This window comes from Rhodococcus sp. 06-1474-1B (genome assembly GCF_002258885.1).
Taxonomy (GTDB): domain Bacteria; phylum Actinomycetota; class Actinomycetes; order Mycobacteriales; family Mycobacteriaceae; genus Rhodococcoides; species Rhodococcoides fascians.
This window is the reverse complement of record NZ_NOYR01000033.1, coordinates 59745-77326: the sequence shown is the minus strand read 5'-3', so window position 1 is coordinate 77326 and position 17582 is coordinate 59745. Positions and strand designations below refer to the sequence as shown.

The following is a 17582-nucleotide window of genomic DNA, read 5'->3' as shown; positions in this document are numbered from 1 at the left end:
GCACCGATCCGACGACGAGCAATCACTGGGTCTCCGTTGCGTTCGAGTGTGCGCCACCGCGTTCGTCGATGCGCGCCACCTTGTAATACACGACCGCGCCGATCCAGACAACGAAAAACGTGCCGACGACGAGTTGGCCCGCGAGGTTGAGGTCGATGACGGCCAGTGCGTCCCACAGGCCACCGGTCAGCTCGAACTGCTCGGCAAGCAGCGTCAGCAGCTGGACCGTCCCGATCACCAACGCAACGAAGACCGACAGGCCCGTCATCGTCATGTTGTAGTAGATCTTGCGGACCGGTGTCACGAACGCCCAGCCGTACGCCTTGGACATGAAGATGCCGTCGATCGTGTCCATCGTCGTCATGCCCGCCGCAAACAGGACCGGCAGCGCGATGATGGCCATCGGCGGGAGCCCGCCGGCGATAGCGGTGGTGCCGGCGATCGCGAGTAGACCGACCTGAGTCGCGGTGTCGAAACCGAGTCCGAACAGCAAGCCGAGCGGGTACATCTGCCACGAATGGTTGATCATCTTGTCGTAGCGGCCCCGAAACAGTCGATTCATCAAGCCACGCTTGGCCAACAGCTCGTCGAGCCCGGCCTCGGTGACGTCACCGCGTTTCGCGCGCCGCCAGACTCCGACGATGCCGGCGAGGACCGCGATGTTCAGCGCGGCGATGAGGTACAGGAAGGTTCCCGACACCAACGTGCCGATGATGCCGCCGACCCCGGCGAACGCGTCCTGAAACGCCGTCGCCTGCGACGCGACAAACGCAATCGCAGCGACGAAGACGAACACGACCGTCGAATGCCCGAGCGAGAAGAACAGCCCGACGGCCAACGGCCGCTTACCCTTCTGCAGCAGAAAGCGGGTGGTGTCGTCGATGGCGGCGATGTGATCGGCGTCGAACGCATGCCTGAGACCGAGGGTGTACGCCAGTACGCCGGCTCCTGCGTAGACGAGAGTGCCGTCGGCTCCGGTGAGGCCGTGGATGCTGGGAATCGAGTCGTAGTGGGTGAACAGCCCCCAACCGATCGCATGCAGAGCGGCGATGAAGCCGGCCATCGCCAGCAGTCGCGGCACCTCGTCACGAGTGAATCGACTCTGCCGTCGGCCGGACTCGACGGGCGAAAGTTGGGTCGTCATGGTGATCATTGTCGCCGATTTAGGCGGTTTGCTCTTCCTGTGCGCGGCGCAGAGGTGACCTCAGCGCCCACTATTCGTATCTGCAGGCGGAATCCCGCTTACGTAGTCGAATTGTGGGCGCTGAGGTCAGTGCAATACCCCCAATGCCGCCAATGCCATTGCTCGAAGCACCGGTCGAGCATTGCGCGACGGCGTGCGGCCCGCGCTGTAGGGCGTGGAGTTGATGAGTCCGAACACCGCGTGCGCCGTGGTGCGCGCATCGGCCTCGTTCAATTCCGGGTCGACGGCACACAACGTCGACACCCACAGCTCCACGTACTCGCGCTGCATGCGGCGCACCTTGCGTCGCGCACCCTCAGGGAGGCTCTGCAGGTCGCGATCCTGAATCCGAATGAAAGCCGGTGTCTCGAAGGCGAAGTCGAGGTGGAAATCGACCAGGGCCGACACCGTCTCCTCATCGACCTTCCGCGAGCCGACCACCTCGCGACCGCCGTCGAGCAGATACTCCGAGATTCCGACCATCAGTTCGACGAGCACCGCCTCCTTGTTCGGGAAGTGGCGATAGACGGCCGGTCCACTGATGCCGACGGCAGCACCCAGATCCTCGAGCCGCACCGACGCGAACCCGCGTTCGGCGAACAGCGATGCCGCGGCATCGAGCAGTTGCTGCCGACGTTCGGCTTTGCGTTGCTCACGCACCGTGGCCGGCTTGACCTCGATCTCCTGCACTGCCACCCCCTCGAACCTGGACTCTCGGTTAATCGTAGTTTACTATCATGTCAGTTATCAACCATTAACTGAACCCTGTGTGACACCGACGTCCAACCCCTGAAGGCGTGCATCTCATGGCGATCGATACCGCTGCCAACCGCGCAGATCATCAGCTACTCACGCAGCAGCTCTCCCAGAAGCTCGCCGTGGCAGCACTCGGCGGTAGCGAGAAGTCCCGGGAACGGCACATTGCCCGCGGCAAGCTGCTCCCCCGCGACCGGGTCGACGAGCTGTTGGATCCGGGTAGCCCGTTCCTCGAGATCGCACCGCTGGCGGCCAACGGCCTGTACGACGACGAGTGCCCCGGGGCAGGCGTGATCGCCGGCATCGGTCGCGTGGCCGGTCGAGAGTGCATCATCATTGCCAACGACGCCACCGTCAAAGGCGGCACCTACTACCCGATGACGGTGAAGAAACACCTTCGCGCGCAGGAGATCGCCCTGCAGAACACACTGCCGTGCATCTACCTCGTCGACTCCGGTGGCGCATTCCTCCCGCGCCAGGACGAGGTATTTCCTGACCGCGACCACTTCGGACGCATCTTCTTCAACCAGGCGACCATGAGCGCCAAAGGAATTGCGCAGATCGCCGCCGTGATGGGCTCCTGCACCGCGGGCGGGGCATACGTGCCTGCAATGAGCGACGAGGCCATCATCGTCAAGAATCAGGGCACCATCTTCCTCGGCGGCCCGCCCCTGGTGAAAGCTGCGACCGGCGAGGTCGTCACCGCCGAGGAACTCGGTGGCGGAGACCTGCACTCCAAGGTCTCCGGAGTCACCGACCATCTGGCAGACGACGACCGCGACGCATTGCGCCGCGTCCGGAAGATCGTCTCCACCCTCGGGCCCCGGACGCCGCGGCCATGGGATGTCGTTCCCACCCGTGACCCGATCGTCGACCAGAGCGAGATCTACGACGTCGTCCCCACCGACCCACGCACCCCGTACGACGTGCGAGAGGTGATCACCCGGGTGGTCGACGCAGGCGAATTCGACGAGTTCAAAGCCGAATACGGCAAGACACTCGTCACCGGATTCGCCCACCTCCACGGCCATCCCGTCGGAATCATCGCAAACAACGGTGTGCTGTTCGCCGAATCTGCGATGAAGGGCGCGCATTTCATCGAACTCTGCGACAAGCGCAGCATCCCGCTGGTGTTCTTGCAGAACATCACCGGCTTCATGGTCGGCCGAGACTACGAAGCCGGCGGCATCGCCAAGCACGGCGCGAAGATGGTCACCGCAGTGGCCTGCGCCCGCGTTCCGAAGATCACCGTCGTCATCGGCGGCTCGTACGGTGCAGGCAACTACTCCATGTGCGGCAGAGCGTATTCCCCGCGTTTCCTGTTCATGTGGCCGAACGCGCGGATCTCGGTGATGGGCGGTGAACAGGCGGCGTCCGTCCTTGCCACCGTCCGAGGTGACCAATTGGATGCGTCGGGTAATCCGTGGTCGGAGCAAGACCAGGAGACGTTCAAAGCGCCGATTCGTGACCAGTACGAGAGTCAGGGCAACCCCTACTATTCGACGGCCCGGCTGTGGGATGACGGCATCATCGACCCCGCCGACACCAGAACTGTTCTCGGACTGGCACTCTCGGCGTGCGCCAATGCGCCGCTCGAGCCGGTCTCCTACGGCGTTTTCCGGATGTGAGAGAGATGACCACGATGTTGGACACCATTCTGATCGCCAACCGCGGTGAGATCGCGGTACGCGTCGCTCGAACGTTGCGCCGCATGGGCATTCGGACCGTCGCCGTCTACAGCGAGGCGGACGCCGACGCCCGGCACGTCCGCGAAGCCGATACCGCGGTACGACTCGGCCCTGCCAGCGCACGTGAGAGCTACCTCGACATCGACAAGGTGATCGCCGCCGCGAAAGCCACCGGCGCACAGGGAATTCACCCCGGCTACGGCTTCCTCTCGGAGAACCCCCACTTCACTGCGGCCTGCGCCGAAGCCGGAATCGCCTTCCTCGGACCGCCGGAGAAGGCCATCGAGGTGATGGGCGACAAGATCGCCGCCAAGGCCGCCGTCAGCGCCTTCGGTGTCCCGGTTGTACCCGGCATCTCCCGACCGGGACTGTCCGACGACGACCTCGTCGCCGGTGCACCCGACGTCGGATTCCCGGTCCTGGTCAAACCGTCCGCAGGTGGCGGCGGCAAGGGCATGCGTCTGGTCGAGCGCGCCGAGGATCTGCCTGCCGCGCTGGCCAGTGCCCGCCGCGAGGCGGCCTCCTCGTTCGGCGACGACACACTGTTCCTCGAGCGATTCGTGTTGCGGCCCCGGCACATCGAGGTGCAGATCCTCGCCGACGGTCACGGCAACGTCATCCACCTCGGTGAGCGTGAATGCAGCCTGCAGCGACGCCATCAGAAGGTCATCGAAGAAGCGCCGTCCCCACTGCTCGACGCGCAGACCCGAGCGCGTATCGGCGAGGCTGCCTGCAACACCGCTCGCAGCGTCGACTACTCCGGCGCCGGCACCGTCGAGTTCATCGTCTCCGCCGACCATCCCGACGACTTCTTCTTCATGGAGATGAACACTCGACTCCAGGTGGAACACCCGGTGACCGAGATGGTGACCGGCATCGACCTCGTAGAGTGGCAGGTCAGGATCGCCGCCGGCGAGCCACTGACGCTGAGTCAGCACGATATTCGACTGACCGGACACGCCATCGAAGCCCGCGTCTATGCCGAGGATCCCGGCCGCGAGTTCCTCCCGACCGGCGGCACCGTCGTCGGGTTGCGCGAGCCCACCGGCACGGGCATCCGCGTCGACTCCGGTCTCGCCATCGGCACCGAGGTGGGCAGCAATTACGACCCCATGCTCTCGAAGGTCATCGCGCACGGCCCCGATCGGACTACAGCGCTGCGCAGCCTGGATCGTGCGCTGGCCGATACCTCGGTACTCGGCGTCGTCACCAACATCGAGTTCGCTCGATTCCTGCTCGCCGACACCGAGGTCCGTGCCGGCAATCTCGACACCGGCCTACTGGACCGCCGCGTCGAGGATTTCGTTGCCGCCGACGCCCCCGACGAGGCGATGATCGCCGCAGCCACCGTCGCCTGGCTCGATACGTGGCAGGAGGCGGGCCAGGACATCTGGGCAACGCCGTCGGGCTGGCGGGTGGGAGCGCACGCACCGTTCCAGCTCCGGCTGACATCCGGCACTCGGACCGCGCACGTGTCCATCACCGGGACCCTCGATGCGGCGACGGTCGTCGTCGACGACGAAGAACCGCGCCGACTGCGGGCCTCCGCTACCGAGGATTCCATCGACCTCGTACTCGATGATCGACGCGATTCGATGACCGTAGCCCGAAACGAATCGTCCACCTGGGTATCCAGCTCACGCGGCACCTGGAGAATCGATCGAATCGCCGAACCCAATGTGCGCGAGGACGACACGCAGTCCGGCGACGCAGAGATCCTCTCGCCGATGCCGGGTTCGATCATCGCGATCGGAACGACCTCCGGTAGCGCCGTCACCGCAGGCACGGCCATCGTCGTCGTCGAGGCGATGAAGATGGAACACACCTTGACCACGCCCATCGACGGCACCGTCGAACTCACAGTCGCAGTAGGAGATCAGGTCCGCGTCGACCAGGTCCTCGCCCGCATCGTTCCCACCGACACCGAAGAGGACAAGTCATGACCGAACATCTGTCGTCGTCCAATCTGCCCGACGAATACCAGCAACTGGTCAAATCCGTGGCGGACTTCACCCGCACCGTCGTCGCGCCGGTCTCGGCGAAACACGATGCCGAGCACTCCTTTCCGTACGAGGTGGTCGCAGGGATGGCCGAGATGGGCCTCTTCGGTCTGCCCTTCCCCGAGGAGTACGGCGGCATGGGCGGAGACTACTTCGCCCTGTGCCTGGCACTCGAAGAGCTCGGCAAGGTCGACCAGAGCGTCGCGATGACGCTCGAGGCAGGCGTCTCGCTCGGTGCCATGCCCGTCTACCGTTTCGGCAACGACGAGCAGAAGCAGCAGTGGCTACCCAAGCTCACCGCGGGCAAGGCACTGGCTGCCTTCGGTTTGACCGAGCCGGGTGCCGGTAGCGACGCGGGCGGCACCAAGACCACCGCCAAGCGCGACGGCGGTGACTGGATCATCAACGGCAGCAAGCAGTTCATCACCAACTCCGGAACCGACATCACCGAACTGGTGACCGTCACCGCTGTGACCGGCGTCGACGAGACAACAGGACGCAAGCAGATTTCGTCGATCCTCGTGCCCACCGACACTCCCGGGTTCGTGGCCGAAGCGGCGTACAACAAGGTCGGCTGGAATGCCTCGGACACACACCCGCTCAGCTTCACCGATGTACGAGTCCCGCAGGAGAACCTGCTCGGCCAGGAAGGCCGCGGGTACGCGAACTTCCTGCACATCCTCGACGAGGGCCGGATCGCGATCGCTGCCGTATCGGTCGGTGCGGCTCAGGGTTGCGTCGACGAGAGCGTCAAGTACGCCAAGGAGCGCGAGGCGTTCGGCGCTCCGATTGCCCGCAATCAGGCGATCTCGTTCAAGATCGCCCGCATGGAGGCACGCGCACACACCGCACGGACGGCGTATTACGACGCGGCGGCACTGATGTTGGCGGGCAAGCCGTTCAAGAAGGCCGCGTCCATCGCCAAGCTCGTGGCCTCCGAGGCTGCGATGGACAACGCCCGCGACGCGACGCAGATTCACGGCGGCTACGGATTCATGAACGAATACGTTGTCGCCCGTCACTACCGCGACAGCAAGATCCTCGAAATCGGTGAAGGCACCACCGAGGTTCAGCTGATGCTCATCGCCCGGAGCTTGGGGCTATGAGCGACAAGCGCATTCGGCAACGCGGCCTGTGGTTCGAGGAGATGGAGCTCGGTACCGTCTACGAACATCGCCCCGGCCGCACCATCACCGAGGCCGACAACACATCGTTCACCACACAGACGATGAACACCCAGGCCCTGCATCTCGATGCCGCCTACAGTGAGACAACATCTTTCGGTCAACGGCTGGTGAATTCGATGTTCACCGTGTCCACCCTCGTCGGATTGTCGGTGACGCAGCTGACCCAGGGCACGATTGTCGCCAACCTCGGCTTCTCCGAGGTCTCCTTCCCGAAGCCGCTGTTTCACGGCGACACCCTCTACGCGGAGACGGTGATCTCGGACAAGCGCGAATCCAAGTCCCGCCCCGGCGAGGGAATCGTGACGTTCACCCACACCGGTCGAAATCAGCACGGTGACGTCGTAGCGATTGCCGTCCGCAAGACTCTCGTCCGGATGCGGCCCGAGGACGACGCGTCGTGACCTGGATTCCCCCTGGCCCGGCGTGGCTGTTCTGTCCCGCTGATCGACCCGAGCGATACGAGAAGGCAGCGGCCCGAGCCGATGTCGTCATTCTGGATCTCGAGGACGCTGTCGGTGCCGCGGACAAAGCCGGCGCTCGCGAGTCCGTGGTGTCGACACCGCTGGACCCGTCGCGCACCATCGTTCGAGTCAACGCGCACGGCACCGAAGACCAGGCTGCCGACCTCGACGCGTTGCAGCGCACCGAGTACACGACCGTCATGTTGCCCAAATGTGAATCTGCCGGTCAGATAACAGCTTTGGAACCGCTGAATGTCGTCGTACTGATCGAATCTCCGCTCGGCGCGATGGCGGTCTTCGACGCACTCGCAGCCGACAATGCCATCGGTGCCATGTGGGGTGCCGAGGATCTGGTCGCTGCGATGGGCGGGAATTCGAGTCGACTGAGCGACGGCCGCTACCGCGATGTCGCACAGCATGTTCGATCGCAGACCTTGCTGGCCGCCAAGGCGCGGGGACTGTTCGCGTTGGATTCGGTCTACCTCGACATCCCCGATCTCGACGGGGTGCGCGCCGAGGCCGACGACGCTGTAGCCGTGGGCTTCGACGGCAAAGTGGCCATCCACCCCAGCCACATCCCCGTCATTTGCGAGGCCTATGCGCCCACGGTCGGGGAAATCGAGTGGGCCACAGCCGTACTCGACGCCGTCGAGCACAATCGCGGGGTGTTCGCCTTCCGAGGTCAGATGGTGGACGCACCGGTGCTGGCCCATGCTCGACGCATCGTCGCCCGCCGACCGATGTAGTTGCAGACGCCGATTAACGGCAGGCGCTGTACGGTGGCTGTACGAGCATCGGCACGGAAGGCGCAGCAATGACGGCGAAGGACCCCGCTCTGACGGCGCTGGCCCAGAACTGGCTGGCGTTGTCGGTCCTGCACGGTCGCATCGAGAGCCGCATCGAGAAAGCTCTGCAGGCCGGCCACAACCTCAGCGCTCGCGAGTATTGGCTGCTCGACGTCCTGGCACGTCAGCACGACGGGGTGGGCGGACACCTGCAGATGAAGCAGGTGGCCGACGCCGTCGTCCTGAGCCAGAGTGCAACGACCCGTCTGGTCACCCGCCTCGAGGACCGCGGACTGCTCACCCGTTATCTCTGCCCCACCGACCGCCGCGGCATCTACACCGACGTCAGTGACGAAGGCCTGGCTCTGCTCGAGGCAGCGCGGCCGACCAACGACGCGGCCCTGCGTGAGGCCCTCGACGAAGCAGCACGCGAACCGGACCTCGTACCCCTCGTCGACGCCGTCCGCCGATCCGATAACTGACGTCAATCCAGCTGTTCGACGACCGTCCGAGTCGTATCGGCGACAAGGGCGTTCATGGCCGGTGAGTCCTCCGCGCCCGACGTCGTAGCACTGAGGACGACGAGCAGGATCCTCTGACCTTCGGGTCCGAGCACCAGGCCCGCGTCGTTGGAGACACCGTAGCTACCGGTTCCGGTCTTGTCGGCCGACGTCCACTGCGGGGGAATGCCCGCGCGGAATCGGGCCGTGGACGTTTGTGTGCCCGCCATCCAGTCCAGCAACTGCTGTCGTGATGCCTGCGTCAGTACGTCTCCGTCGAGCAGGGTCCGATAGCCGGCGGCCATCAAGTTGGGAGTCGTGGTGTCCCGAGGGTCGTCGGGGATGGCCGTGTTCAACTCCGGCTCGATGCGATCGAGGCGGAATTCGGTGTCGCCGAGCGATCGCGCGAAGTCGGTGAGCGCCGCTGTGCCACCTGCTTCACGTATCAGCAGATTACCGGATGTGTTGTCGCTCTTCGTCAACGCTGCGGAGGCGAGATCTGCGAGGGTGACGACCGAGCCGGGTGCCCAATCGACGGCCGACTCGGGCACCTTGTCTTCTGCGGCGATTGTTCTGGTGTCGGTGAGCCGCAGCCTGCCGGCGTCGACGGCGGCGAGGACGGCCCCGACGGCATACACCTTGAACGTCGAGCAGAACGCGAAACGTTCGTCACCGCGATAACTCTGGAGGGATCCGGACGTGAGATCGAGTGCGCTGACGCCGAGCCGAGCGGTGTCCCTCGCCTCGAGCTGAGAATATGGCTGTTCGGCCATGGCCTGATCGGTCGTGGTCCGAGATGTACTCGCCGCGGATTGCGGTGGTTCGGTAGTGGCCGTCGAGGAGCACGCGACGCCTGCCGTCAACGTTGCCGCCGCGATCACGGTGATCAGTCGGGTGGATGTCGAGGTACGCATGGGGTCATGCGATCACAGAACCGTCGGTACCTAGCTACTGGCCCCACGCCCTTTCATTCCGCTTTCGGCCCAACAGCTGTTCGCGGGCTCGAGCGCCTGGTTGCGAAAGCCGACCACGCGGGTGCGTGGAACCTTCGGCTCCATTATCGTTACTTCTGGTACGTAACGGAGGCCTCAATCGACCTCGAACGAGCCGCCCGGACGACAACAATCAGGAGGCACTTCATGAACGCCACCACACGCGCGATACTGAGCCCGGTCGTGGGTGCCATCGTCGCGCTGGCAATTATCTGGGGCGTCGGCGGGGACATCCCGATCTGGCGAGCCGCATCGATGGTGCTGGTCGGTGCGGGCGTCGTCTTCGGACTGAATTTCGCCTGGGAAGCCAATCCCTGGACCGAGAATCCCACAAGCGACGAGCACGAGGAGGTCACTGCCCGATAGAGGAACACTGCGGGAGGATCACTCGGCTGTCGACGGTGCCTCCCGCCCTGTAACCGTCTAAGTACGGGCGGGATTTCCCACGCTCACGGCCGTGCGCTCACTGCGCGGTCCATGTCGGATCGCGTTTCTGCAGGAATGCGGTGATTCCTTCGACGACGTCTTGCGTGGTGGTGAGTCGATCCAATTCCTGACGGTTCTGTGCCCACGAATCTTTCTCGTGCGCGATGGCACCGTCGGTGATACGTCGGGCCAGACGCTTGGATGCGCGCACCGCCAGCGGAGCGCCTTCAGCACAGAGCCGAGCGAGTTCGAGGGCGGTGTCGAGGACCTCGGTCGGGGCCACAACTCTGTTGACCAATCCCCACCGTGCGGCTTCCTGCGCGGAGATCGGCTGTCCGGTCAAGATCATCTCCAGGGCAATGTGTTCCGGCACCGCGGACATCAGCCGAAAAGCGCCACCTGCACCAGCGATGAGACCACGCCGGATCTCGGGCAGGCCGAACACTGCCGTGTCCGACGCGACGACCATGTCCGAGACCAGAGCGATCTCTGTTCCTCCTCCCATCGCCGACCCGTTCACGGCCGCGATGACCGGGACCGAGATCGGGTGTTGCACAATGCCGGCGAACCCCCAGTGCTCGGTCTCGGGCGGGGTCACCGCGCCGGGTCCTCCGGTGCCGAGGGCCTTCAGATCGGCACCGCCACAGAAAGTCGCCGATCCCGCGCCGGTCAGGACGATGGCTCGGATGTCTCGATCTGCCTCGGCGGACTCCCACGCCTCCCCGAGCAACGTGTGCACGCGGGCGTCGATGCTGTTGGCAGCTCGCGGTCGGTTGATGGTGACGACGAGTACGTGACCTTCCCGCCTGGTCAGTACGACAGGTTCGGTGCTAGCTGCTTCGGACACGGATGTTCCCCTCGATGGTGTCGACAGTGACTGTGGTCCCGATGATTTCGCGTGCCGGGTCGGTTCGATACAGGGACAGCGCACGGGCGCTGGCCGTGTCCCCGGGTGCCGTCTGTGCGGCGACGCGTCGTCCGCGTTCGTCTCTCGCGACGAGGAACGCCTGGTTCGGTTCCTGCTGCCGAGAATGCTCGACGGACACTGTCTCCACCACGAGAGTCCCGTCCTGTACAGGTGCACGAGGCGGTGAATCCGGCGTCAGCACTGCGGGTTCGGGATTTCCTACGTAGCCCTGTGGGTGCTGGTCGCCACCGAGCAGCACCGAGTGGTGATACGTCATATAGCCACCGTTCGCGTGCACCAGTGCGCAGTTCTTGCCGCCGCGAATCTCGCGGACGGATGCGGTGACCGAATGCAGCGAATGACTACTGAGGGGACCACCGAAGGACGAATGACCACCGGTCACACTGGGTACCAATGATTTCGGCGTTCCGAGGTGTCGGGTGGCGAGGGTCGGCACGATCGGGAAGCAGCTGTACACGTCGACCGCGTCGAGTTGTTCGACTCCGATCTCTGCGGCGCGCAAGGCTCGGTCCATCGCATCCTCCATCGCTGGAGACCGGCCGAAATCGCTGCGGTCGAGAATGTCGACCGAATCCTCGGCACCCGCACCGCCCCAGACGAACACGAGGTCGCCCTCGGGGACACCGCGTTCTCGGGCTTCGGCCAAGCTGGTCACCACGATGCACGCCGCCTGGTCGACGAAGGGCATGGCGTTCATCGACAACGGATACGGCTCGCACACGATGCGGTTCTTCGGCGACGGCGTGCCGATGTCGGCAGCCGTCCGCAATCGCCCGTTCCACGAGTACGGGTTCTTCTGGGCGACAACGGAAAACTCCGCATAAAGGTCGCTGCACTCGACCAGTCGAGACTCCGGATCCAGTCCGGCCTCGAATCTGAAGCGGCTCTCGAACAAGGGATAGATCCGAACCGGAGTGATGAGGCCGGCCTCTTGCATTGCGGCACTTCCGAGTTGATCGAGGTCGAAGGTGGGCGGACCTCCCGGGGCTGCGCTCCATCCCCCATCCCGCACGGGCTCTCGCCCGGCCTTGACCAAGGCGCCCATCGAGGCCTGCGCTTCACCGCCCGCGATCACCGCTACCGTCGACTCCCCGGACGCAATGCGCGAGGCTGCGCGATCGAGAAGGCGTGCGGGCCACTGGCCACCGATCGGCGCGTCGAACACATCTGTGGGGGTGGCACCGAATCTACGGGCCAGCGCAGCGGCGGGACTGGCGTAAGCCCAGCTGGCGATGTGGCAGAACGTGATGCTGTCCGCTCTGCGAATCCACGGCTCCGACGTCGGCGAATCCTGGAGTGTCTCGGCGGCAGCGCGCGTGATCAGTTCCATGGGTTCGACGCCCATGGGTTCGCCGCGGCCACTTGTCTCACCGATAGCCACGATCACCGGAACACGTCTCGGATCCACCGTCGACGCCTCGTGGCGTACTGAACTCATGACCGGGAACCTATTACAGACACAGATTGTCCGCAATGCCGGGTAGGTGTCACAATCCCTGGGTGACCGACAAAACCAGGAGCCGACGGGGTAGGCCGCGTGATCCTGATCTGGAGGACCGCGTCTACGACGCAGTGCTCGAGGTCTACTGGGAGAAAGGCTGGTCCGGTTTCACGCTCGACGCCGTTGCCCGCCGCGCGTCCGTCGGCAGGGCGGCGCTCTACCGACGCTGGGAATCGAAGGGGGCCTTGGTCGTCGATGCGCTCGAAGCTCGAAGTCCGCTCGCGACACCGATCGACCTGGGCACGCTCCGGGCGGATCTGGTCGAATTGGCGGTGCAGCTTCTGCAGGGCTACCGAGGAACGGCCGGTCTCGTCAGCCTGCGCGTCGCCCTCGATGCGCGGGTGCACCCCGACCTACTCGGGCACATGATCGACACACTCAACCGAAGCCGACTGATTGCGGCCCGGCTGATCGTGCACCGAGCCCAGAAACGGGGCGAATTATCCGAGTCGGCCGATACCACCAGGATTCTCGAACTGGTGACAGGAGCGGTTCTCAGCCATGTCATCTTCTCGCATCACACCGATGCCGATCGAGGCGGGACCGACCGCATCTACGCCGAGAATCTGGTCGATGCTGTGCTCGGTGGTGTGTAGCTCCGGTCGTGCGCGTTTTGCGCGCCTCCAGGTACGCAAAACGCGCACGAGGGAAGCTGCTCAGAACGCGTGCGCACCGACCAGAGCCGGCATCGGCACCACGAAAAGGTCCGCGGTGGCGATGCGTCGCACTGCGCGATGGAGGGTGACCGACTGCAGTAACCCGTTGGCGTCCACTGTGTAGTCGACCTCGAGCACTCCCGCGGCGGTGCCGATCCGAATTGTTCCTGGACGGCCGGACCCTGCGTTGGCAGTGACGACCCCACCGATGACCGTTGCCGCTGCCGCCACGGCCACCGCGGAGGTCAGTCCGATCGCCGGGTGCGGGGCCATCATCGAGAGCATGCGTACCGAGATGTCGTAATCCGCGGATGCTACGTGCTCACCCGTCGTCGTCACGTACTCCCGCGGCGGGCCGACGATCCCGACCTTCGGAATGGCATGCGAGACAGGTTCTTCGGGCTTGCTCAGCCCCATCCGCAGAGCGGCCTGTCGGCGTAACGCGATGAGGGTGGGGACGTGAGCGGCGACGACGTCGTTGGGCTCCGACCCGGTCAATCCGAAATCGGCGGCGTCGAACAATGCGGCGGGCGCACCCGCTCGAACGAACGTTCCGCGGAACTCGTTGCCGCCGAATGCGACTCGATCGACCTCGGCACCGGTGGGAAGCATCGTCACTCGATCCGAGGCCGGATCGGTGAAGGTCAACCCCACCGGGACGCCGAGAGCCGTGGTGCCGGGGACGGACGCGTCGCCCTCGGCAGGAATGCGTCCGCCGGGGGTCGCGATCTCCGCCGCCAGAATTGCGCCGGTGTTCTCGTTGCGCATCCGGACCACGGTGACGTGGTCGTCCACGGCGACGAGACCGGTCTGCACGGCGTAGAGGCCGATTGCCGTCGCACAGTTTCCGCAGTTGCTACCCCACTCCACGGTGCGGTTCTCGATGGCGACCTGAGCGAACAGGTAGTCGACATCGATACCGGGTGCGCTGGAGCGTCGCACGATGGCGGCCTTGGAGGTGGTGGAGCTGCCGCCCCCGACCCCGTCGAGCTGACGCGGGTCACCCGATCCGAAGGCCGCGGTCAGGATGTTGTCGAGACCGCCGGCGTCGGCGATGTACGGGTCGATGTCGACCGCGTTGAACAGCCAGCACTTGCTGGTGCCTCCACGCATCCACGTTCCACGAAGAGTGAACATCTGGTGTGCCTTCCGATCAGGATCCGATGCTTCCACCCTGCGACAGAGGATGGTCAAGCACAATTACGAAATATGTTCAGGCCGTGCAGGAGCGCTTAACGCGCGCGTCCCGGTCAGAACAGCTCGGGCACGACCACCAGGATCAACCAGCACAGGCTCGGCGCGATGGCGACGACGATTCCTGCATTGAGCAGCAGCTGACGGTAGAAGCGCGGGCGCTCGATGTTCTGAGCGTTGGCCAACACGAGCGCACCGTTGGTGGAGAAGGGCGAAACGTCGACGACGGTCGCCGAGATAGCCAGAGCAGCGACGACTCCGACGACCGGCAGTGCACCGGTTCCCAGCAGCGGCATGGCCAGCGGAATGACGGCGGCCAGGAGGGCGGTGGAGGACGCGAAGGCCGAGGTGATGCCGATGACGTAGCAGAGCACGATGGCCACGATGATCGGAGCACCGATGGTGATCGCCATTTCGGCCAGGTGATCGATGGTGCCCACTTCTTGCAGGATCGAGATGTAGGTGACCATGCCGGCGACCAGCAGAACCGTCGACCAACTGATGTCTGCGATGGCCTCGTTCTGCTTCTTCAGATCCGTGAACGCCAGGACCGCTCCGGCTCCGATGGCGATGAAGCTGATCGGCAGGTGCAGTACGAGAACGAGTACCAGGAGTGCGCCGATGAGGAAGAGCGTGAGCTTCTGGACGAACGTGACCGGGGCCGGGGCGTCGACCAGGGTGGTTGTGGTCGGACGAGTGAGCACCTGGGTGCTGCCGCCTGCCGAGCTGCCGCCGCTGGTACCGCCGCCGGTGGGGACGGACGTCTTGACCGGCGTTCCGCCGACGGGGCCACTGCCGGGAGCGGGATCGGTGGACCCCGTTGCGGTGTACTCGAAGCCCTTCATGCGGGCCAGGGCTGCGTAGCCGACAACCGTCAGCACCGAGAGCAGCAGGTTGATGCCGTAGCTGGCGAAGAACAGCGTCCATGGGTTCAGGGCGAGGCCGTTGTTCTCGACGATGTCGCGAACCAGTACACCGGAGACGGAGATCGGGGAGAACGCGCCTGCATGGGCACCGTTGATGACCATGATGCCCATGACCAGCGGGCTCATGCCGGTTCGAGCTGCGAATGCCATGGCTGCAGGCACGATGAGCGCCACCGCGGCGGGGCTGAAGGTACCGAGTGCAGTCAGGACCGAGGCGACGAAGAAGAACACCCACGGAACCACCGTCACTCGACCGTGCACCGCTCGGATGCAGCTGTTGACCAGAAGATCGATGGTGCCGTTGCGTTTGGCCATGCCGAAGAAGTAGGTGACTCCGACGATGGTCAACACGATCGAGCTGGGGAACTCGTTCAGAATTTCCTTGTCGTCGAATCCCAGCGCGAAGTATCCGACCACGAAGGCACCGATGAAGCCGAGGATGCCGATGTTGATCGGAAAGAAGGTTGCGATCACGAACATCGCAACCAATGCGATGAGCGGGAGGATCTCGATGGAGGTCATGGGCGTCTTTCAGGTGGCTGGTAGGTGCTCGGTTACATCCGCACTCGAACGTTGTCCCAGTCACATTATTGACGTCCGCCTTTTAGGACAATATCGTTTTGCTACCTAGCCGTTTAGCTCAGCTGAAAGATAGACGCATGAACCACACCTTCGACGTCGTGACGTTGTTTCTTCTTCTCGACATCGCCGAGGCCGGATCGCTGACGGCCGGTGCCGAGCGGGCGAACATGACCCCCTCCGCGGCGTCGCAGCGCATCAGCAAACTCGAACACGGCATCAAACAACCGGTGTTGACCCGCCTGCCACGCGGCGTACAACTCACCGAAGCCGGCGAAATCCTCACCAGCCGCGCCCGCTTGTTCAGACGGGAGATGCGCGCCGCGAGCGGCGACCTCGAAGCGATCCGAGGGCTCGAACGCGGTTCGGTGCGGCTCGGCTCGTTTCCCACGGTCAGCGCGTCGCTGCTCTCCGACGCGTTGAAGGACTACCACTCGCGGTGGCCCGGCGTCGACGTCCGCGTGCGATCGGCGGTCCGCCCGCAGTTGCTCGACATGCTGCATTCGAGCGAAATCGACCTGGCCCTGCTGTGGAGCTACGCCTGGACGGAAGAGGCCGAACGATCGCTGTCACTCGAGCCGCTGATGGAAGACCCGACCGTGCTGCTGCTGCCGATCGACGACGATCGGGTGCAGCACGATGTATCGCTGCACGATCTTCGTGACGCGCGATGGATCATCCGCAGCAACGACCACCCGGCTGCCGAAGTTCTCTATCGCAGTTGTCGCGTAGCAGGATTCGAGCCCGACGTCGTCTACGAGGCACACGACTACCAGGAGATCGAGGCCATGGTGGCTGCCGGTGTCGGAATCGCCATGGTGCCCGGGTTGTCGGTGATTCACCATCGACCCGACGTCACCACCATCGACTTCCCCGACACGGATCGGGTACCGACGCGCGTCATCTACATCGCGTCACTCGCCAGGCGTCAATACACCCCGGCGATGTATGCCATCTCGACCGCACTGCGCGGTGCCGCCGAGCGCATCGCGGCCGCGACTACAACAGTTCCCTGATCGCGTTCTCGAAGCCGGTGACGTGTTCGAGGGTCAGTTCGGCAGCGGTATCGGCGTCGCCGTCGATGATCGCCTGAAGCAACACGACGTGCTCACGGACATGGCCGGCCACGTTCGGCAGTCGGTCGAGAAACAGGCACCAGATGCGCGTGGCGTGCGCGTCGAGGCTGACCAGAATGTCTTCGAGGTGAGGATTGCCCGACGCCCGATAGATCTCTCGATGCACCGCAACATCTTTGCGCAGCACCTCGCGTGAATCGTCGGTGTCGTCGATGCTCGCGATGGAGGCCGCGAGCTCGGCCAGCCGGTCTCGAGCCGCCCGTGTCGCCGTCCGCGCCGCACGAGCCGAGGCCGCCGGCTCGAGCTGCTTGCGGATCTCCGAGATGTTGGCCAGGTCGGTCATGTCGACGGCGGTCGCGAAGGTTCCGCGTCGGGGATACGCGACGACGAGGCGCTCACGTTCGAGTCGTTTCAGACCCTCACGAATCGGTGTGCGCCCCAGCCCCAATTGCTCGGCCAGGCGGTCGTCGTTGATCGGTTCACCGGGACGAATTTCAAGCATGATCAGCTGCTCACGCACTATTTCGTAGGCTCGATCGGCATTGGTTCCGACAAACTGCGTTGCATCCATCACCGGCTGAATTTCGATCGTCATCTTGTCTGCTCACTCCCGGTCGACGCCCCGCCCTTGACGGCTCTGCTTTGTGATCTTACTCTATTGGCATCTTGATATATCAGTTCCAGATCATTGATCTTCCAGAAGGGCGGCCATCTTGACGCAGGACTTCGCACCGACAGCGACGG

The 17582-nt window shown here is 64.4% G+C and carries 17 protein-coding genes; 9 read left to right on the top strand and 8 right to left on the bottom strand.

Features of this window, described 5'->3' with window-relative positions:
* Positions 1-22 precede the first annotated feature (22 nt).
* Both CH266_RS20865 and CH266_RS20860 read right to left on the bottom strand, forming a co-directional pair.
* The gene (locus CH266_RS20865) at positions 23-1144 is read right to left on the bottom strand and encodes a HoxN/HupN/NixA family nickel/cobalt transporter (protein ID WP_094716180.1); all 1122 of its coding nucleotides are present in this window, start codon (positions 1142-1144) and stop codon (positions 23-25) included.
* A 126-nt stretch (positions 1145-1270) separates the two neighbouring features.
* A complete protein-coding gene (locus CH266_RS20860; RefSeq protein ID WP_032373647.1) occupies positions 1271-1873 on the bottom strand; it encodes an SACE_7040 family transcriptional regulator in 603 nt (200 codons plus the stop codon).
* 116 nt (positions 1874-1989) lie between these two features.
* Here CH266_RS20860 and CH266_RS20855 point away from each other — a divergent pair, with 116 nt between their 5' ends.
* From CH266_RS20855 to CH266_RS20830, 6 genes are all read left to right on the top strand, one after another.
* Entirely contained in the window at positions 1990-3567 is a 1578-nt protein-coding gene (locus tag CH266_RS20855; RefSeq protein WP_094716092.1) for a carboxyl transferase domain-containing protein, read from the top strand.
* Positions 3568-3572: 5 nt separating this feature from the next.
* Positions 3573-5570: an acetyl/propionyl/methylcrotonyl-CoA carboxylase subunit alpha gene (locus CH266_RS20850; RefSeq protein WP_094716179.1), complete on the top strand. Its 1998-nt coding sequence runs from the start codon at positions 3573-3575 to the stop codon at positions 5568-5570.
* Positions 5567-6733, top strand: coding sequence for an acyl-CoA dehydrogenase family protein (locus tag CH266_RS20845; protein ID WP_027494717.1), 1167 nt, complete (start codon positions 5567-5569; stop codon positions 6731-6733). The genes CH266_RS20850 and CH266_RS20845 overlap by 4 nt, the downstream gene beginning before the upstream one ends.
* The gene (locus tag CH266_RS20840; protein ID WP_027494718.1) at positions 6730-7215 is read left to right on the top strand and encodes a MaoC family dehydratase; all 486 of its coding nucleotides are present in this window, start codon (positions 6730-6732) and stop codon (positions 7213-7215) included. Before CH266_RS20845 ends, CH266_RS20840 begins: the two co-directional genes overlap by 4 nt.
* A complete protein-coding gene (locus tag CH266_RS20835; RefSeq protein WP_094716091.1) occupies positions 7212-8021 on the top strand; it encodes an HpcH/HpaI aldolase/citrate lyase family protein in 810 nt (269 codons plus the stop codon). The genes CH266_RS20840 and CH266_RS20835 overlap by 4 nt, the downstream gene beginning before the upstream one ends.
* A gap of 68 nt (positions 8022-8089) precedes the next feature.
* Positions 8090-8542, top strand: coding sequence for a MarR family winged helix-turn-helix transcriptional regulator (locus CH266_RS20830; RefSeq protein WP_032382311.1), 453 nt, complete (start codon positions 8090-8092; stop codon positions 8540-8542).
* A 2-nt stretch (positions 8543-8544) separates the two neighbouring features.
* Here CH266_RS20830 and bla read toward each other — a convergent pair whose 3' ends face one another.
* On the bottom strand, positions 8545-9474 hold the full coding sequence (gene bla / locus CH266_RS20825) for a class A beta-lactamase (RefSeq protein ID WP_094716090.1): 930 nt from the start codon (positions 9472-9474) through the stop codon (positions 8545-8547).
* 225 nt (positions 9475-9699) lie between these two features.
* Here bla and CH266_RS20820 point away from each other — a divergent pair, with 225 nt between their 5' ends.
* Positions 9700-9918, top strand: coding sequence for a hypothetical protein (locus CH266_RS20820; protein WP_032368723.1), 219 nt, complete (start codon positions 9700-9702; stop codon positions 9916-9918).
* A gap of 97 nt (positions 9919-10015) precedes the next feature.
* Here CH266_RS20820 and CH266_RS20815 read toward each other — a convergent pair whose 3' ends face one another.
* Both CH266_RS20815 and CH266_RS20810 read right to left on the bottom strand, forming a co-directional pair.
* Positions 10016-10825, bottom strand: coding sequence for an enoyl-CoA hydratase/isomerase family protein (locus CH266_RS20815; protein ID WP_032382313.1), 810 nt, complete (start codon positions 10823-10825; stop codon positions 10016-10018).
* Positions 10809-12344, bottom strand: coding sequence for an acetyl-CoA acetyltransferase (locus CH266_RS20810; protein ID WP_255175980.1), 1536 nt, complete (start codon positions 12342-12344; stop codon positions 10809-10811). The genes CH266_RS20815 and CH266_RS20810 overlap by 17 nt, the downstream gene beginning before the upstream one ends.
* A gap of 62 nt (positions 12345-12406) precedes the next feature.
* Between CH266_RS20810 and CH266_RS20805 the strand changes: the two genes are divergently transcribed.
* Positions 12407-13003 carry a TetR/AcrR family transcriptional regulator gene (locus tag CH266_RS20805; protein ID WP_255175979.1) on the top strand — a complete coding sequence of 199 codons (597 nt, stop codon included), beginning with the start codon at positions 12407-12409 and terminating at the stop codon, positions 13001-13003.
* A 60-nt stretch (positions 13004-13063) separates the two neighbouring features.
* On the opposite strand, the gene CH266_RS20800 is transcribed toward CH266_RS20805, so the two are convergent.
* The gene (locus tag CH266_RS20800) at positions 13064-14200 is read right to left on the bottom strand and encodes a PrpF domain-containing protein (RefSeq protein WP_094716178.1); all 1137 of its coding nucleotides are present in this window, start codon (positions 14198-14200) and stop codon (positions 13064-13066) included.
* Between the two features lie 113 nt (positions 14201-14313).
* The gene (locus CH266_RS20795) at positions 14314-15705 is read right to left on the bottom strand and encodes an SLC13 family permease (RefSeq protein ID WP_094716087.1); all 1392 of its coding nucleotides are present in this window, start codon (positions 15703-15705) and stop codon (positions 14314-14316) included.
* Positions 15706-15842: 137 nt separating this feature from the next.
* Between CH266_RS20795 and CH266_RS20790 the strand changes: the two genes are divergently transcribed.
* The gene (locus CH266_RS20790; RefSeq protein WP_032367892.1) at positions 15843-16778 is read left to right on the top strand and encodes a LysR family transcriptional regulator; all 936 of its coding nucleotides are present in this window, start codon (positions 15843-15845) and stop codon (positions 16776-16778) included.
* Here the strand turns inward: CH266_RS20790 and CH266_RS20785 are convergent.
* A complete protein-coding gene (locus CH266_RS20785) occupies positions 16762-17433 on the bottom strand; it encodes a GntR family transcriptional regulator (protein WP_027494729.1) in 672 nt (223 codons plus the stop codon). The genes CH266_RS20790 and CH266_RS20785 overlap by 17 nt on opposite strands.
* Between the last annotated feature and the right edge of the window lie 149 nt (positions 17434-17582).

What these genes read in the sequence shown, in the direction of transcription:
- CH266_RS20865 (WP_094716180.1), bottom strand. Translation starts at nt 1,144, where the DNA reads ATGACGACCCAACTTTCGCCCGTCGAGTCCGGCCGACGGCAGAGTCGA.
- CH266_RS20855 (WP_094716092.1), top strand. Translation starts at nt 1,990, where the DNA reads ATGGCGATCGATACCGCTGCCAACCGCGCAGATCATCAGCTACTCACG.
- CH266_RS20850 (WP_094716179.1), top strand. Translation starts at nt 3,573, where the DNA reads ATGACCACGATGTTGGACACCATTCTGATCGCCAACCGCGGTGAGATC.
- CH266_RS20845 (WP_027494717.1), top strand. Translation starts at nt 5,567, where the DNA reads ATGACCGAACATCTGTCGTCGTCCAATCTGCCCGACGAATACCAGCAA.
- CH266_RS20840 (WP_027494718.1), top strand. Translation starts at nt 6,730, where the DNA reads ATGAGCGACAAGCGCATTCGGCAACGCGGCCTGTGGTTCGAGGAGATG.
- CH266_RS20830 (WP_032382311.1), top strand. Translation starts at nt 8,090, where the DNA reads ATGACGGCGAAGGACCCCGCTCTGACGGCGCTGGCCCAGAACTGGCTG.
- bla (WP_094716090.1), bottom strand. Translation starts at nt 9,474, where the DNA reads ATGCGTACCTCGACATCCACCCGACTGATCACCGTGATCGCGGCGGCA.
- CH266_RS20820 (WP_032368723.1), top strand. Translation starts at nt 9,700, where the DNA reads ATGAACGCCACCACACGCGCGATACTGAGCCCGGTCGTGGGTGCCATC.
- CH266_RS20810 (WP_255175980.1), bottom strand. Translation starts at nt 12,344, where the DNA reads ATGAGTTCAGTACGCCACGAGGCGTCGACGGTGGATCCGAGACGTGTT.
- CH266_RS20800 (WP_094716178.1), bottom strand. Translation starts at nt 14,200, where the DNA reads ATGTTCACTCTTCGTGGAACGTGGATGCGTGGAGGCACCAGCAAGTGC.
- CH266_RS20795 (WP_094716087.1), bottom strand. Translation starts at nt 15,705, where the DNA reads ATGACCTCCATCGAGATCCTCCCGCTCATCGCATTGGTTGCGATGTTC.
- CH266_RS20790 (WP_032367892.1), top strand. Translation starts at nt 15,843, where the DNA reads ATGAACCACACCTTCGACGTCGTGACGTTGTTTCTTCTTCTCGACATC.
- CH266_RS20785 (WP_027494729.1), bottom strand. Translation starts at nt 17,433, where the DNA reads ATGACGATCGAAATTCAGCCGGTGATGGATGCAACGCAGTTTGTCGGA.